This is a genomic window from Massilia luteola (assembly GCF_034420155.1).
Taxonomy (GTDB): domain Bacteria; phylum Pseudomonadota; class Gammaproteobacteria; order Burkholderiales; family Burkholderiaceae_D; genus Telluria; species Telluria luteola.
In genome coordinates this window covers 120,087-135,994 of record NZ_JAXOFN010000009.1, presented here as the reverse complement: position 1 = coordinate 135,994, position 15,908 = coordinate 120,087, and the positions used below count along the sequence as shown (strand labels likewise).

Here is a 15,908-nt window from a genome sequence, read left to right as displayed (position 1 = left end):
CGACATTGCCTCCTTAAACACAACTGTGCTCGGAGCCGGCTGCAATCAACTTAGTGGTCAACTCATGCTTGGGCAGGAGCGAACCGATTGGGCACATGTGTCCATGTGAATCGCTCACGCGCAACCGTTAGCGGCTCGGGGGCAACCGGGTTCCTGATCACTTCGAGCGCCCTGCCGTTCTGGATCGCTACGATCCGTTCCGCAGCATTGATTGTCTCCGGTCTGTGCGCAACCATAATCCGGGTCAGCGGCAGCATACCAAGCGCCGCGTTGACCTTCTGCTCGTTAGCGACGTCCAGATGGCTGGTCGCCTCGTCAAGCGCGAGAATCCGTGGCCGCTTGTACAGCGCACGCGCCAGCAGTACGCGCTGCTTTTGACCTCCGGACAGGTTGCCACCCATCTCGCCTACTAAGGTCTGGTACCCCATGGGCATAGCCAGGATCTCGTCATGCACCGCTGTCAGGCGCGCGCATTGCTCAGCGAGCTCAATATCAGTCTGGGCATCAAAAAAAGTGATATTTTCCAGGATCGAACCAGCCAATAATGTGTCATCTTGCATCACAGTGCCGACTACCTGGCGGTAGGCACGGTATCCGATCCGTGTAACAGGTACGCCGCCCAGCAGTACTTCGCCTTCGTCAGGCGCGAGCAGCCCAAGGATGATTTTGCACAGTGTGCTCTTGCCGCAGCCGGACGGCCCGATCAGGGCCAGGCTTTGGCCAGCCGGAATGCTTAGGTCGATGCCGTTCAGCACCCACGGCTCACCATCGCCGTAACGGAACTTTACGCCGCGCAGTGTGATTTCCGCATCGAGCCGGGTACAATCAATCTCGGTCTCGACTTCGGGCTCTGCTTCTTCCATTACGATGTCCGCGAGACGTCCCGTGTGCATGCCCAGGAGTCGGATGCTGAAAACCACATCGATCAGGTTGAAAATGCGTCCCGAAAATGTGGCTGCGTAACTGCTAAATGCTGTCAGCATGCCTACCGTTAGCGCATTGCTCATGACTAAGCCAGCCCCCACATAAAAGATCGCCAAGCCTTGTGCAGAGAACAGCGCGGTATTGGTTACCTTGAAGAGGATTCCCAGCTTTTGGGTCTTGATCGCACGGTTGATGACATCCTGTTTCAAATTCAACCAGCGCGTCCGGCGTTCGGCGTCTCGGCCGAATAGCTTTATCGGCGAAACTGCACGGATTGTTTCAAAGAAATGGCTGCTTTCCTTAGCCCCCAAGATCAACTGCTCTTGCGATGCCTCTCGGAACGGCTGATAGAACAGCCAGCGCAGCAGCGCGTACGCCGCAACGCCGGCAATGACGATGATGCTCAGGTAGCTGCTGTAGGCGAACATGATTCCCAGCGCCAGCAGCGCCATGATGCCGTCGAGTACGCTCCCGACACATACGCTGGTTAGTGTGTTCTGGATATCTGCAATACTACCGAAGCGTGAAACGATGTCGCCTAACCGGCGTTTTTCGAAAAACGCGACTGGTAGGCGTGTCATATGGGTAAACACGCGGCTCGCCCATTGGAACCCGATGTCAATACTCCAGTGCATCAGGAACCAACTGCGGACGAGTTCGATCGCGGTCTGCGTAACGGTTAATAATGCGAAGCCCGCAGTTAGGACGATGAGTAATTCACGGTCACCAGCGACGATGACGTCGTCGATTACGTATTGGTTAAATAACGGTGCCGCAATCGCAAACAATTCGAGTACCGCGGCAAGGCAAAAGACGTGTACCAGCGCGGTGCGCAAACCAAGAATTTTTCCTGTCAGCTGACTTACCGATATCTGCTTGGTTTCGTCGGCAGGTTTAAAGTGCTGGTTCGGTGACAGTTCCAGCGCAACGCCAGTAAAGTGCTTTGACATCGTCTCAAGCGTCATCCGGCGCTCACCCACGGCAGGGTCGATCAACGTGACACTGATGTCGCCCTTTAGGCTCTTGTGGACCTTCTTCAATACCACAAAGTGCTTCAGGTCCCAGTGCAGGATACAGGGTAGCTGTAGATCAGGTATTTCCTTAAGTTCCAGACTCAGCGGCCGCCCAGCCAATTCCAGCACGGCGGCATAGCGCACAAGCTGTGTCATCGTCGCGCCCTTGAGGCTGACCGCAAAGCGCCGCCTCAGGTTGCCTAGTTCGCAGCCGTAGCCGAAGTGATCGGCCACCATGGCAAGGCAGGCCAAGCCGCACTCGCTCACTTCGGTCTGTAATATGGTCTTCATAAGCTACCTAGCGCGGCGCGCACGCGGTCGAACCAGGAAGGCGACAGGAACGTCGCGCTGATGTCACCTGCCCCGTCGATGCGGGTGACCGAAAAGCCCTGCTGGCGCAGCAGGCTGATCAAACCTGGCTCGACCCGTTTGCCAACTCGCAGGTCAGGAAGGTGCAGCGCACCGACGATGACGAAGCTCCTGCGGTGTTCTGAAACGGTTTTGGCGATGAGCGGAACCCAGGCACGGGTGCGTTGTTTGATCATGATCTCAAAAGTGCCCGAGCTATAGTGCATCGCCCATCCCTTGTCCTGCAAGATCTGCTCCTCAGGAGAAACTTGATCAATGGCACAGGGCACCGCCTGGTCGACACAGCGGATCGTTTCATTGATAGCCTCCCCGGCGACGCCTGCCAGATTGCCGAGGGAGGTAAACGACGGGTCCGATTGCTTCAGGCGCAGCAGGCGCGAAACCTGCAGGGCTTTATCGGCAACGAAATCCGTCCTGTCGGCGGCACTCGCGTTGCAGAAGTGCGTTCGCCGGTCGACGAGCTTATCGAGGCCAATCGTTTTTTTCGATACTGTGCCCTTGCCGCGCAGGCGGAAGGAAACGCCTGTTGCGAAGGCGATGCCGTATGCGGGCCCGAGGGACTCTGTCGTAAAAGTGTCCAACAAGGTCGAAGCCAGGTATTGCGGAAAAATTTCCCAACCTTCGAGCCAGTTCGGTACGTCAACATGGCTATCCCGTGTCGTCCTGATCAGGGCGTCAAGGGCAAGATGCAAGCGCTGCGTGTGCAAACCCTTCGGATCGTCAAAGCAGGGCGCGCCGAGCGCGAACGATCCGTTCTGGAGCTGGTCCGGGCCGAAATAGGTCTCCATGACGGCGACCTCAGCCACCGCGTAACCCGGTTTGACGACGGTCTCAAAGTAACGGTCGTTCTCGACTGGCGTACTGACGTGAGACTCACCGACCAGCACAGCCTGTGCATTGCCTTTGCTGACTAGCCATGCACGCGGCGTAGTGGCAGCAGCCGCGGCGGCGGCAGTTGAGAGTAACGTGGCGAACACGGCGACACACACCGAATAGCGTCGAATGCAAAAGATCATCATGGTTTCGGACTCGGTGAAATGTTGGCCCCGGAGAAGACCAGGGCCAACTGGCGACAAAGGCCGGCATTGATTACGGGAGATTACTCACCAAACTACTGACGCCGGCTAGTGGGCCCGGTGCACCGTCCGCCTATGCAGGTGATCGTAGTCACCGTATGCCCACCGTTGTAGCTTCCCGAGAAGGCGCCGGGACCATAGCTACCAGAGGCGGTAAAGCCGGGATTTGGTGTCGTGGTGGTCTGGCTGAAATATCCAGGACCTGTGGTAGTCACGGTTGACACGCCACCGGCTCCGCAGGTTTGGGTCGTCGTGCCACTCCCCGAGCTACTGCTACTTGGCACGCAAGAGTTACTACTGGGTGCCGAGCCGCCGCCAAAAAGGCCAGAGATAAAGTTGCCGATTGACCCCAAAAATCCGCCGTCGTCCGCTTTTTTTGCGACTGCATGATGAGTGTCATCGTTTTCACCACCAGAGACCAAGTCCAACTCTTCGCTTGAAATGACTCGCATAATATGTCATCCTTAAAAGACGGTTTGTAAAATGCATTCTTGTCAGAATGCGACGTGATTCGTACGACGTGCTGCAATCACGACGTACGACTCGGCGGCACGGGCACGTCTTGGCCTCCCGTGCCAACGATTCCTGCGCGGCGTCCCGTGTTTACCGGTACGCGACCGCTAGCAGCGGCTCAGCAATCCACTCCCAGATCTTCCTGCGATCCTGAATTACGTCGGCTTCCAGTGTCATGCCCGGCCTTAGGAGGTGTTCTTTTCCGTAGGTCATGATTGTCTGTCGCGCCAACTTCACCTTGATGCGGTACAGCGCTTCGTTGTTGTTGAATCCGTTGATATTCTCCTGCGCGTTACTGAGGATCGTGCTTGCCAAGCTGGGCGGCAGCTCGCCTGGGGCAAACGGCGTGGTGCTGACATCGCTCACAATGCCGCGTTGCAAGCCAAATTTTTGATATGGGAATGCCTGATAACGGATCAGTACTTCCTGCCCCGGCGCGACGAATCCTGCTGCACGGCTGGGGGCATATAGCTGTACCTCCAGTTTCCCTATCCTGGCCTCACTCCTGGAGGATGGTTGTGGGGCCGGAATCATTGCGGCAAGCACTTGACCGATGCTGATCGCTTGGCCAACCTGATAAGTAATCGTCGTGAGGATCCCCGACTCCCGTGCGGTGATCATGAACGATTTGCGCGAACTGTTTTCGGCCATTTCACGGGCCAAGCTAGATTTGGCACGCGACAACTGGGACAGATCACTTGCCATAGTTGTGTCGAGCCCGCTCAACTCGGCTTCAACGTCGCGCCGGCTCGATTGCAGTTGAACAACGTTACGGCCAACATCGCTGACACGCGCTGCTAGGTCGAGCAGGTCTTCCTGCTTTTGCTGTACCTGCGCCGATGACATATAACCGCTTACCTGCAGCGATTCGTACTGTTTAAGACTGCGCTCTGCCAACTGATAGCGCCTTTGCGCCAACGCGAGCTCCTCATTCACATGCTTGGTTTCAGCCGCCAGGCTTTCAAGATGTTGTTGCAAGGCCTGGCGCCGCTCTCGATTTTGGGCGATGCGCAAGCGTTGTTCGTTATCCAGACTACGCTCTTCGGTAGCAAGCTGCCGCGATATGATCTCCGACACTTCTCCAGTGCGAACCTGTCGCTCGGTCGACAATTCGAACAATACTTGGCCGGCATGCACGTATTCCCCTTCGTGAAACATGCTCCTTACCAGTATGCCCGACGAGGGAGCAACTATGCTCAGGCTACCTCCCGTCGGCACAGTGATTCCCACGACGCGCGCCTTCCTAGTGACGCTGCCCTCGATGATAAAGACAACAAACGCCCCGCCGATCAACAGCGCTCCTACCGTAATCCAAAGTGCAGAAATTGGCCGTGCCAGGTGAATGCTTCCGAGATCACCTCTGTTTCTTGCCGAAGATATTTCGGTTCGAAATAACGGCGTTGCGGGCCTTGTGGGTTTCGAATCAGAGTTCAAAATATGTCTCCGTTATTACTTACGTATTAGGTTCTACGAGGCGCTGGCTGTTCGCTCCAAAAGCAGGGTCGCCGAGAAGACATCGGAACCTTCGCATAATCGCTCCAGAAATCTGGTTAAGGGATTATGTGATCTAGTGTAGGGCGCGCGATTATGTCTGCATTGATCGATGGCAATTTAAATTGCCGTTCAGATAGGCTATTCGGTCACTGCTTGGCTGGTCGGGCCGTGTTCGAATGAAAAAAAGAGAGTGTTACTCGCGTGCTCTATAAACCGCCCCGCATTGTTTGTGGATAAGTCGACAAGCCACCCAACACAGTATGAGAATGAACGGTCTCTTTGTGTATTCGGCATGGTCTTCAGTGCGTGCCGCGACGTGTTTGCGGAAATGCCTCCGGCTGCGCCATTTGTTGCAATGACGTGCAACGCTCAAGCGACAGCTAACCCTATCCGACGGTAGTCGGCGAAGAACACCTTTTGTTCATTTCCAGGGATGGCCAACAATTATGGGTGAACGCTTGCGTGAATTCTTCGCCCGATGCCGGAACGCGAAAAACTGGTGGCGCAAATCCGGGCGCAACTGCAAGGGCAAAATGAAGTTGCCAACCACTAGGCCAGCGTCAACCCATCCAACCCAAACGGCAACGCCTTCCCCCGCATCAGATCCGCCAGCAGGCTCGCCGTCCCGCAAGCAAACGTGAACCCCAGCGGCCCATGCCCCACGTTCAGCCAAAGATTGGAATACGGCGTCGCCCCGATGATCGGTGCGCTGTTCGGCGTCGCCGGACGCAGCCCGGCCCACGGCGTGATCTGCGTGTAGTCCGCAGCACGCGGCATCGTCTCACGAACCTGGCGCGTCAAGCTGTCCAGGCGCGTCGGGTTCAGGCTCAGGTCTTCGCCGACCATGTCGACCATCGCCGCCACGCGCAGCTTGTCGCCGATGCGCGCATATAGCACCTTGCGTTCGAAGTCGGTGACGCTGATCTCGGGCGCGACGTCGTCCTGGCGGATCGGCGCCGTCAGGCTGTAGCCTTTCAATGGATAGATCGGCAGGGCGATGCCGGCCGTTTCTCCCAGCGCGCGGCTCTGCATGCCGGCGGCCAGCACGTAGGCGTCGGCGCCGAGCATGCCGGCCGACGTTTGTACGCCCGTCACCCTGCCGCCCGTCGTGACGAAGCGCTGTGCCTCGCCGTGGATAAAAGCGTCGAAGCGCGGATGCGCGGCGAGGCGTTCGGCCAGCGCCACGCAGAAGGCGTAGCAATCGGCCACGGCTTCGCCGCCGTTGTAGATGCCGCCCGCGAGTTTATTCTCCATCGCCGCCAGCGCCGGTTCGCGCGCGACGCATTGAGCTGCGTTCCACACCGCGCCCGCATCCGACTTCGCGGTGGCCGCATCGAAGGCGGCGCGGGTGCGGTAGACGACGAGCTTGCCCGCATCGCGCCATGCGAATGCCTCCAGCGGCACGACGGGCTCCAGAGCGGCCATCGCGCGGCGCGACAGTTCGCCCAGTTCCAGCAGTTTATTCGTCGTCTTGCGGTTCAGGTCGGCGCGGCAGTTGGCGAGGAAGGCGGCCAGCCAGCGCCACTGGTGGGCGTCGAACTGGGGACGGAAGCGCAGCGGGCCGTGTTCCTGGAACAGCCATTTCAAGGCCTTCAGCGGCACGCCCGCGTCCGCCAGCGGCGACACGTAGCGATAGCTCAGCTGCCCGCCGTTGCGGTAGCTCGTCCCGGTGCCCACGTCCGGTGCTCGTTCGACCAGCATGACCCGGTAGCCGGCCTCGACCAGCCACCAGGCCGATGTCAGCCCGACCACGCCGCCGCCGATGACGATTACTTGTTGCATCCGTGCACGCTATTGAACATTGACATGCGAAGAAGCTTAGGGGCTGGCCCCGAGCTCGGCCAATGAATGTAGAGCGGGCGGGCATAACCGGGGTTCATGTTATGGCGCCCCGGTACAGCGCCGTCAGGATGCGTTCCTGGAACCGCGCCAGCGATGAATACCGACCCTTGTTCGCGGGCGCGAACGGATCCGTCGACGTCCCGCCCACCAGCACGATCATCCCGTTGCGACGGGCCGGATCGAACACGAACACGGACATCAGCCCATACGCATCGCCCAGGTGCCCGACGGCCGGGAAGCCGCCGCCGTCGACGACGCGCGTGCCTGGCGCGTCCGGAAATTGCTCGTTGCCGAGGCCCCAGCAATGGAACAGGCCGTCCGCCGTGTCGCCGTTGCGGCCGTCGTATGTCCACTGGCGGCTGAACATCAGGTCCAGCGTTTCTGGTTTCAACAGGCGCGGGCCACGTCCCATCAGCATGCGCATCACGATCCCGAGGTCGCGCGCGCTGATGCGCAGGCCGCCCGTCGGGCTGAACGGCGTGGCGTTCGTGCCGATCACGTAACGGTCGATGGCGGGCGGCGGTTTGACGCTGTAGTCGTCGGCCTGGGCGATCCACGGGCCGTCCGGGTCCCAGACTTCCGTGTCGACCGTGCGCTTGCGGTACAGCGTGGCCAGATTGTCCAGTGCCGCGGGCGGCAGCTCCGCCGGAAGGTAGCCGGCCCGCAGGCCGAGCGGATCGATCAGCAGGCGCCGCATCAGGCGGTCGAAGCGTTCGCCGCTGATTCTCTCCATCACGGTGCCGATGATGCCCCAGCCAAGGTTGCAGTACGTAAAATATGCGCCCGGGCCGGCGTTCGTCGCGAACATCCGGCCGTCGCCGGGCACGAGCACGTCCTTCAGCGCGACCTCCGCACCCCAGGAATAGCCGGCCTCGTCGCGCAGCGAGGACGTGTGCGTGAGCAGGTGGCGCAGGGTGATGGCCTGGCCGGGATAATGCGGATTGCGCAGCGTGAAGCCGAGATAGCCGGAGACGTCGGCGTCGAGGTTGACCTTGCCGTCTTCGTACAAGCGCATCAGCCCGAGCGTCGTCATCATCTTGGAAATCGACGCGATGCGGAACAGCGTGTCGGGCCCGACCGGCTTATCGGGCAAGCCATCGTGGCCGATGAAGCGCCGGCCGCACTGGTAGCGGTAGCCGACCTCGCCGGCGCGGAACGCCAGCACGGACAGGCTCGCCAGCTCGCAGGCCGGATCCGCGGCGATGGCGGCGAGTTCCGCGTCCAGTGCGGCAGTACGGCGCCGCGACGGCGCGGCCAGCAGCGGTCCGGTGGCGCCCAGCAACGCCACGCCCAGCAGATTGCGTCGAACCCTGTTCATCGTCATCCCCGTATCGTCGATATGCAGGCGAGAATACGGACTCGGCCCGCGCCCGGCAAATGCATCGATGTCAATCCCGCATAACTTTTCGGAATGACAACGGCCGATCCTTTCATGACAGACCCGGCGTCATCGGTATTACACTGGTCATGTCCACACATCCGGCCGCACCCCACACAGCGATGCTGAACACCGAAACCCCCGCTCCACAACACGCGTCCCTAGATCAATATCCCACCGCCGAGCTAGTGAACGTGCTCGTCGACGACCAGTTCAAGGCCGTCGACGCCGTGCGGGCCGCCGCGCCGCGCATCGCCGCGGCCGTCACCGCCGCGCTGCCGCGGATGAAGCAGGGCGGACGGCTCGTGTACGTGGGCGCCGGGACCTCGGGCCGGCTGGGCGTGCTGGACAGCGTCGAGCTGTATCCGACGTTTTCCTGGCCGCACGAGCGCGCCGTGGCGCTGCTGGCGGGCGGGATGGAGGCGATGTTCGTCGCCGTCGAAGGCGCCGAGGACAACGTGGAACAAGGCGCGGCCGACGTCGCGGGAGTGAACGTGGGGCCGGACGACGTCGTGCTGGCCATCGCCGCCTCGGGCGCGACGCCGTACGTGCTGGGCGCCCTGCGCGCCGCGCGCGCGGCCGGGGCGCTGACGATCGGCTTCGCCAACAATCCGGGCGCGCCCGTCGCGGACGAGGCCGAGATCGGCATCACGCTGGACACCGGCCCGGAAGCCATCTCCGGCAGTACGAGGCTGAAAGCGGGCACGTCGCAGAAAATCGCGCTGAACACGTTTTCGAGCGCACTGATGGTGCGTTTGAACAAGGTTTATGGCAACCTGATGGTAGACTTGAAGGCGACCAACGCCAAGCTGGTCCGCCGCGCCATCCGCCTGACGTCGTTCGCGACCGGCGCCGGCGAAGATGCGGCCGAGGCGGTGCTGGCGCAGTGCGACTTCCACGTCAAGGTCGCGATCGTGGCCTTGTCCAAGAACATCCCTGTCGAGCAGGCGCGCGCCCTGCTGGAGAGCGCGCGCGGCAGCGTGCGCGCCGCCCTGGCCGGCTGACGCGGCGCGGGCCCTCCGGCAGCGTCGCCTGGCCCGACGACGAAAGAATATGCAGACTACGCAATCCAAGAACCCGTGGCTGTGGGTGCCCTCGTTGTATTTCGGCCAGGCCATTCCCTACATCGTCGCCAACAGCCTGTCCGTCATCATGTACAAGGACATGGGGCTGTCCAACAGCGACATCGCTTTCTACACGAGCCTGTTGTATCTACCGTGGGTGATCAAGCCGCTGTGGTCGCCGGTGGTCGACCTGTTCGGCACCAAGCGCGGCTGGACGGTCTCGCTGCAGCTGGTGCTGGCCGCCGCGCTCGGCGCCGTCGGTGCGACCTTGCACTTGCCGTCATTCTTCATGATCAGCCTGGGCGTCATGTGGATCATGGCGTTCGCCTCCGCCACGCACGACATTTCCGCCGACGGCTTTTATATGCTGGGCCTGCGCCAGCAACAGCAGGCCGCGTTCGTCGGCGTGCGCTCGACCTTCTATCGGCTGGCGACCCTGGCCGCGCAGGGGCCGCTCGTGATCCTGGCCGGCCACCTGTCCCGCTCGCTGGGCGACGTGCACCAGGCTTGGGCCATCGTGTTCTTCGTGCTGTGCGGGATGTTCTTTGCCTTCTGCGCGTGGCACCAGGCCGTGCTGCCGCGGCCGGACGCCGACCACAAGGCCGCGGAGGGGACCAATCCGCTGGCCAGCTTCTTCGCCACCTTCGCCAGCTTCTTCCGCAAGCGCGACATCTGGCTGATCCTCGGTTTTATCCTGACGTTCCGCCTGGGCGAGGCGCAGTTGCTGAAACTCGTCGCGCCGTTCTTGAAAGACCCCGTCGGCGCGGGCGGCCTGGGCCTCACGACCGAGCAGTACGGCACGGCCTACGGCACCATCGGCATCGTCGCCCTGACCATCGGCGGCCTGTTCGGCGGCTGGCTGATCTCGCGCCTCGGATTGAAGCGCTGCCTGTGGCTGATGGTCGTCGCCGTGCACTTGCCCGACCTCGTGTTCGTGTACCTGTCGTCGGTGCAACCGCAGCATCTCGGCGTCATTGCCGGCTTCCTCGCGATCGAGCAGTTCGGCTACGGCTTCGGCTTCACGGCCATGATGATGTACATGATCATGGTGTCGGACGGCCCGTACAAGACGGCGCATTACGCGATTTGCACGGGCCTGATGGCGCTGGGGATGATGGTGCCGGGCATGTGGAGCGGCAAGCTGCAGGAGATGATCGGCTACCAGCATTTCTTCGTCTGGACGTGCCTGGCGACCATCCCCGCGTTCGCGATGGCGGCGCTGGTCAAGATCGATCCGGAATTCGGGAAAAAATGAGCGACGCGCAGAAATTGGGCCCCGCCTGCGCGGGGGCGACGGTTAGAGCTAACGAATAAAAAGAGACCACATGCCCGCTACCTCCAGCCGTCTTGTTTCGCTCGACGCCTTCCGCGGCTTCACGATCGCCGCGATGGTGCTGGTGAATAATCCGGGCGACTGGCATCATTTGTACGGGCCGCTGGAACACGCGACGTGGAACGGCTGGACCTTCACCGACTGCATCTTTCCGTTCTTCCTGTTCATCGGCGGCGTGGCGATGGCCTTGTCGCTGGGCCGCCTGGCCGCGGCCGGCGCCGACCGGCCGCGCCTGCTCGCCAAGCTGGCGAAGCGCGCGCTGCTGATCTTCCTGATCGGTTTCCTGCTGAACTTCATGCCGTATTTTCATGTCGACAAAGTGCGTATTCCCGGCGTGCTGCAGCGGATCGCGCTGTGCACGCTGCTGGCCGCGCCCATCGTCGTGTATTGCGGCTGGCGGCTGCAGCTGGCCGCCATCGCCGGCCTGCTCGCGTTGTACAGCGTGCTGATGCTGTATGTGCCCGTGCCGGGCATCGGCGCCGGCGTCCTGGCCCCCGGGCAGGACTTCGGGGCGTGGGTCGACCGCACGCTGTTGGGCAAACATCTGTGGGTGCAATCGAAGACGTGGGACCCGGAAGGCCTCGTCTCGACCTTGCCCGCGCTGTGCAGCCAGCTGTTCGGCGTGCTGGCCGGACGCTGGCTCGCATCCGGCGTGGAGCGCCGCCGGCAGGTCGCGGGACTGGTCGGCGCGGGCATCGCGTGCGTCGCGATCGGCACGATTCTCGATATCATCCTCATGCCGATCAACAAAAGCCTGTGGACGCCGTCGTACTGCCTGTTGATGACGGGCCTGGCCTGTCTCGCGTACGCCGCGTTCTACTGGCTGCTCGACGTCAGCCCGTCCGCGCGCGTACGTACGTTTGCGGCGCGCTGGACACGTCCGTTCGTTATCTACGGCATGAACGCACTGTCCATCTTTGCGTTTTCCGGATTTATCGCGAAAATGCTGGGCTATGTAAAATTCGCGCAGCCGGACGGCAGCCTGCGCACGCTGGGCCAGGCGCTGTATGCGCCGATCGCCGCGTTGCCCATCGGCGCCGTCAATACGTCATTGCTGCACGCCGTGCTGTTCGACGCGTGCATGTTCCTGATCGCGTGGGGCATGTGGCGCAAACGGTGGTTCGTAAAAGTCTAGGAGTTGGTTTGCAACCTGATCAGAAACGACGCGCATTCGCGTTCGCGGGAGTCGCCGGTGCGCTGGCGGTGGGTGGCCTCATGGCGGGCTGCAGTACGACGACGCCCGTGCCGGCGGACGTGCCCGTGGGGGACCAGCCGCCGCCGGCCCCGCGCGAATTCCGCGCCGCGTGGGTCTCGACCGTCGCCAACATCGACTGGCCTAGCAAGCCGAACCTCTCCGCGGAAAAACAGCAGGCCGAAGCCATCGCGATCCTCGACCGCGCCAAGGCGCTGAACCTGAACGCCATCGTGCTGCAGGTGCGCCCGGCCGCGGACGCCATCTACCCGTCGAAGCTGGAACCGTGGTCGGAATACCTGACGGGCGTGCAGGGCCAGCCGCCGCAGCCGTGGTACGACCCGCTGAAATTCTGGGTCACGCAGGCGCACGCGCGCGGGATCGAGCTGCACGCCTGGTTCAATCCCTACCGCGCGCGCCACAACGGCGCTCGTTCTCCGGCCGCCGCGAACCACATCACGCGCACCAATCCGGCGGCCGTCAAGGCCTACGGCAAATACCTGTGGATGGACCCGGGCGAGGACGCCGCCGTCAAGCAGACGCTGGACGTCGTGCTCGACGTCGTGCGCCGCTACGACATCGACGGCGTCCACATCGACGATTATTTTTATCCTTACCCGATCGAAGCGCCGGTGATGACCGGCGCGGAAGGCGCGGCGCTGGAAGGCCGGACCGCGAAGGCCGAGCTGGACTTTCCGGATGAACCCTCGTGGCAGCGCTATGTGGCCGGCGGTGGGAAGCTCGATCGCGCGTCGTGGCGGCGCCAGAACGTCAACCGCCTGATCGAGGCGCTGTACGACGGCATCCACCGCGAAAAGAGCTGGGTGCGCTTCGGCATCAGCCCGTTCGGCCTGGGCCGCCCGGACCGCCGGCCGCCCGGCATCGTCGGCTTCTCGCAGTACGACAAGCTGTACGCGGACGCCGAGACGTGGCTGCAAAACGGCTGGCTCGACTATTTTTCGCCGCAGCTGTACTGGGCCATCCACCAGCCGGGCCAGGCCTACGACGTGCTGCTCGATTACTGGATCGGCCAGAACACGAAGGGCCGCCACGTCTGGCCGGGCCTGTTCACGAGCCGCATCGGCGCGCCCACCAAACAGTATCCGCCGCAGGAAATCGTCGACCAGATCGACCTCACGCGCACGCGCCCGCGCGCGGGCGGCCACGTCCATTTCAGCATGGCCCCGCTGATGGAAAACCGCAAGGGCATCAGCGACCAGCTGCGCACCGCCGCCTATACCGCGCCCGCACTCGTGCCTGCCACGCCGTGGCTCGGCAACGAAGGTCCCGGCGCGCCGTCCGTCGCCGCCGTGCGCAAGGGGCCGTCCGTCTACCTGAAGCTGGCGGCGGGCAAGGCGAACGCGATGTACGCGATCTGGTCGCGCTTCGGCAACCAGTGGCGCTTCGCCGTGGCGCCGGCGTCGCGCGTGGACTGGGCCGTACCGGACGATGCGAAGCTGGGCGTGGCGGACGCCATCGTCGTCAGCGCGGTCGACCGCCTGGGCAACGAGAGCGCCCGCGTCGAAGCCTGGCGCAAGGCGTGAGGGGAGCCTCGTAAACCTACTGCGCGTTGCAGATTTGCCCTGCGATGCTCGCTGTACCGTAAGTACAGCTGCGCTTCTCGGCCAGCGTGGCCCGGCCAAATCTGCGGCCGCTCGCTACGGTTTCCGAGGCCCCGGTGCGCTAACAATATTCATGATGGAATTACCGGAGTGAGCGCCATAACATTTAGGTATGCAGTTACTTTCAGCATTCATTCGCATCAGGCCGGCCTGACGGCGTACACTGGCGGATGATCATGATCGATTCGCAACCCGAACCTACACTGCCGAGTCCGGCATCCGGCCTCGGACTCGGCATCGACGCCGGCGGCACCGAGACACGCTGGGCGCTCGCCGCGCCCGGCGGCGCCATCGTCGCCGAAGGCCGCGTCGCCGGCCTGTCCGCCCTGCAGATGGGCACGCCGCAAGGACGCGACGCCGTCCGCGCCACGTTCGCGCAACTGGCGGCCGACGCGCTCGTGCATGGCGTGCCGAGCCGCGTCGAGGCCGGCCTGACGGGCTTCGGCGGCGACAGCGAACTGCTGCAGCGCTGGCTCGCCGAAGAACTGCACCTCGATCCGCAAGCCATCCACTTTTGCAGCGACATGGAGATCGCCTACCGCGCCAGCTTCGCACCGGGCGAAGGCTATCTCGTGTACGCGGGCACCGGCTCCATGGGCGCGTTCGTCGATGCGGACGGCCAGTTTCATCGCGCGGGCGGACGCGGCGTCGTGCTGGACGATGGCGGCGGCGGCTTCTGGATCGCCAAGGAGGCGTTGCGCCACATCTGGCGCCAGGAAGACGAGCGGCCCGGCCGCTGGACTCAATCGCCGCTGGCGCAGGCCGTGTTCGACTACGTCGGCGGCGCCGACTGGGCCTGTTCGCGCCAGTTCATCTATGGCCAGGAACGGGGCGCCGTCGGCAAGCTCGCGCTCGCGGTGGCCGCGTGCGCCGGGCGCGATCCGGTTGCCGCCGAGATCCTGCGCGCGGCCGGCCGCGAACTCGCGCGCCTGGCGCTGGCGCTGACGGGGCGCTTCGGGCCGCGTCCCGTGGCCGTGTCCGGACGCGCGGCCGAGCTGCATCCGCTCATCGTCGACACGATGCGGGCAAGCCTGCCCGGCATCGCCCTGACGCAGGCGCCCGGCCACGCCCATCACGCGGCGGCGCGCATGGCGCTCGCATCCGACCCACTCAATCCAATGACACCGCCATGAAGATTCTCGTCGCAACCCTGCTCCTCGCCCTGCTGGCCGGCTGCGCCACGCCGCCCCCGGCCGGACCGCAATACGACCACACGTACACGGCGCGGGGCCAGAGCAGCCGCGCGCGCTTCCTGGTGCTGCACTACACCGTCAGCAACCGCGCGGATTCGATCAAGATCCTGACCCAGCAGGAAGTCAGCGCGCACTACCTCGTCACGGACGACCCCGTCCCCATTATCTACAACCTCGTCGACGAGAAGAACGCGGCCTGGCATGCCGGCAATTCGAGCTGGAAGAATTTCACGCAATTGAACAACAGCTCGATCGGCATCGAGATCGTCAACCCGGGCTGGAAGGACACGCCCAATGGCCGCGTCTACGCGCCGTTCCCGCAGTCGCAGATCGACGCGCTGATCCCGCTCGTGCGCGACATCGTCACGCGCCACCACATCGCGCCGGAAAACGTGCTGGGCCATTCCGACATCGCGCCGCTGCGCAAGCAGGACCCGGGCCCGATGTTCCCGTGGCGCCAGCTGGCAGCCGCCGGCCTCGTCGCGTGGCCGGATGCGAATCGCGTCGCCATGCTCGTGCCGATCTTCCAGGTCCAGCTGCCGGACATCGCGTGGTACCAGAAGAAGCTGGCGGCGTGGGGCTATGGCCTGGTCCAGTCCGGCAACCTGGATGAGCAGACGCGCACCGTGCTGTCCGCGTTCCAGATGAAATATCGGCCGGCGAACATCGACGGCGTGCCGGACGTCGAGACGGCCGCCCTGCTCGAAGCGCTGACGAACCCGACCGGCCCGCTGCCGCAGCCGCTGCCGGCGCCCGTGACGACGTCGCCCGTCATCATTCCCGGCGTGACGCCGATGCCGATGCCGCCGGTGCCGGCGCAGCCACCAGTGCCGCCGAGCGAGCCCCTGCCGCCGACCGAGCCCGTACCGCCCGCGTCGCCCGTGCTGCCCGTGCC

General features: G+C 63.2%; 10 protein-coding genes and 1 pseudogene. 6 read left to right on the top strand and 5 right to left on the bottom strand.

Translation table 11 applies throughout. From position 1 onward, the window contains the following. Positions 1 to 62: 62 nt before the first annotated feature. The 5 genes from U9J41_RS12530 to U9J41_RS12510 form a co-directional block, all read right to left on the bottom strand. Entirely contained in the window at positions 63 to 2,228 is a 2,166-nt protein-coding gene (locus U9J41_RS12530) for a peptidase domain-containing ABC transporter (RefSeq protein WP_322402516.1), read from the bottom strand. Then, positions 2,225 to 3,325 carry a TraB/GumN family protein gene (locus tag U9J41_RS12525; protein WP_322402515.1) on the bottom strand — a complete coding sequence of 367 codons (1,101 nt, stop codon included), beginning with the start codon at positions 3,323 to 3,325 and terminating at the stop codon, positions 2,225 to 2,227. The genes U9J41_RS12530 and U9J41_RS12525 overlap by 4 nt, the downstream gene beginning before the upstream one ends. A 660-nt stretch (positions 3,326 to 3,985) precedes the next feature. Beyond that, on the bottom strand, positions 3,986 to 5,053 hold the full coding sequence (locus U9J41_RS12520; protein WP_322402514.1) for an HlyD family secretion protein: 1,068 nt from the start codon (positions 5,051 to 5,053) through the stop codon (positions 3,986 to 3,988). A gap of 885 nt (positions 5,054 to 5,938) precedes the next feature. Beyond that, the gene (locus tag U9J41_RS12515) at positions 5,939 to 7,171 is read right to left on the bottom strand and encodes a D-amino acid dehydrogenase (RefSeq protein ID WP_322402513.1); all 1,233 of its coding nucleotides are present in this window, start codon (positions 7,169 to 7,171) and stop codon (positions 5,939 to 5,941) included. 94 nt (positions 7,172 to 7,265) lie between these two features. Next, positions 7,266 to 8,549 carry a serine hydrolase domain-containing protein gene (locus tag U9J41_RS12510; RefSeq protein WP_322402512.1) on the bottom strand — a complete coding sequence of 428 codons (1,284 nt, stop codon included), beginning with the start codon at positions 8,547 to 8,549 and terminating at the stop codon, positions 7,266 to 7,268. 182 nt (positions 8,550 to 8,731) lie between these two features. On the opposite strand from U9J41_RS12510, the gene murQ reads away from it, so the two are divergent. From murQ to U9J41_RS12480, 6 genes and pseudogenes are all read left to right on the top strand, one after another. After that, on the top strand, positions 8,732 to 9,613 hold the full coding sequence (gene murQ, locus U9J41_RS12505; RefSeq protein ID WP_322402511.1) for an N-acetylmuramic acid 6-phosphate etherase: 882 nt from the start codon (positions 8,732 to 8,734) through the stop codon (positions 9,611 to 9,613). Positions 9,614 to 9,662: 49 nt separating this feature from the next. Further along, on the top strand, positions 9,663 to 10,928 hold the full coding sequence (locus U9J41_RS12500; RefSeq protein ID WP_322402510.1) for an MFS transporter: 1,266 nt from the start codon (positions 9,663 to 9,665) through the stop codon (positions 10,926 to 10,928). 70 nt (positions 10,929 to 10,998) lie between these two features. Continuing rightward, the gene (locus U9J41_RS12495; RefSeq protein ID WP_322402509.1) at positions 10,999 to 12,141 is read left to right on the top strand and encodes an acyltransferase family protein; all 1,143 of its coding nucleotides are present in this window, start codon (positions 10,999 to 11,001) and stop codon (positions 12,139 to 12,141) included. An 8-nt stretch (positions 12,142 to 12,149) separates the two neighbouring features. Then, positions 12,150 to 13,742, top strand: coding sequence for a glycoside hydrolase family 10-like protein (locus tag U9J41_RS12490; protein ID WP_322402508.1), 1,593 nt, complete (start codon positions 12,150 to 12,152; stop codon positions 13,740 to 13,742). Positions 13,743 to 13,996: 254 nt separating this feature from the next. Continuing rightward, on the top strand, positions 13,997 to 14,953 hold the full coding sequence (locus U9J41_RS12485; RefSeq protein ID WP_322402507.1) for an N-acetylglucosamine kinase: 957 nt from the start codon (positions 13,997 to 13,999) through the stop codon (positions 14,951 to 14,953). Next, positions 14,950 to 15,726: pseudogene (locus U9J41_RS12480) on the top strand (N-acetylmuramoyl-L-alanine amidase); the annotation flags it as partial. The gene U9J41_RS12485 and the pseudogene U9J41_RS12480, both read left to right, overlap by 4 nt. Between the last annotated feature and the right edge of the window lie 182 nt (positions 15,727 to 15,908).

What these genes read in the sequence shown, in the direction of transcription:
- U9J41_RS12530 (WP_322402516.1), bottom strand. Translation starts at nt 2,228, where the DNA reads ATGAAGACCATATTACAGACCGAAGTGAGCGAGTGCGGCTTGGCCTGC.
- U9J41_RS12525 (WP_322402515.1), bottom strand. Translation starts at nt 3,325, where the DNA reads ATGATGATCTTTTGCATTCGACGCTATTCGGTGTGTGTCGCCGTGTTC.
- U9J41_RS12520 (WP_322402514.1), bottom strand. Translation starts at nt 5,053, where the DNA reads ATGTTTCACGAAGGGGAATACGTGCATGCCGGCCAAGTATTGTTCGAA.
- U9J41_RS12515 (WP_322402513.1), bottom strand. Translation starts at nt 7,171, where the DNA reads ATGCAACAAGTAATCGTCATCGGCGGCGGCGTGGTCGGGCTGACATCG.
- U9J41_RS12510 (WP_322402512.1), bottom strand. Translation starts at nt 8,549, where the DNA reads ATGAACAGGGTTCGACGCAATCTGCTGGGCGTGGCGTTGCTGGGCGCC.
- murQ (WP_322402511.1), top strand. Translation starts at nt 8,732, where the DNA reads ATGCTGAACACCGAAACCCCCGCTCCACAACACGCGTCCCTAGATCAA.
- U9J41_RS12500 (WP_322402510.1), top strand. Translation starts at nt 9,663, where the DNA reads ATGCAGACTACGCAATCCAAGAACCCGTGGCTGTGGGTGCCCTCGTTG.
- U9J41_RS12495 (WP_322402509.1), top strand. Translation starts at nt 10,999, where the DNA reads ATGCCCGCTACCTCCAGCCGTCTTGTTTCGCTCGACGCCTTCCGCGGC.
- U9J41_RS12485 (WP_322402507.1), top strand. Translation starts at nt 13,997, where the DNA reads ATGATCGATTCGCAACCCGAACCTACACTGCCGAGTCCGGCATCCGGC.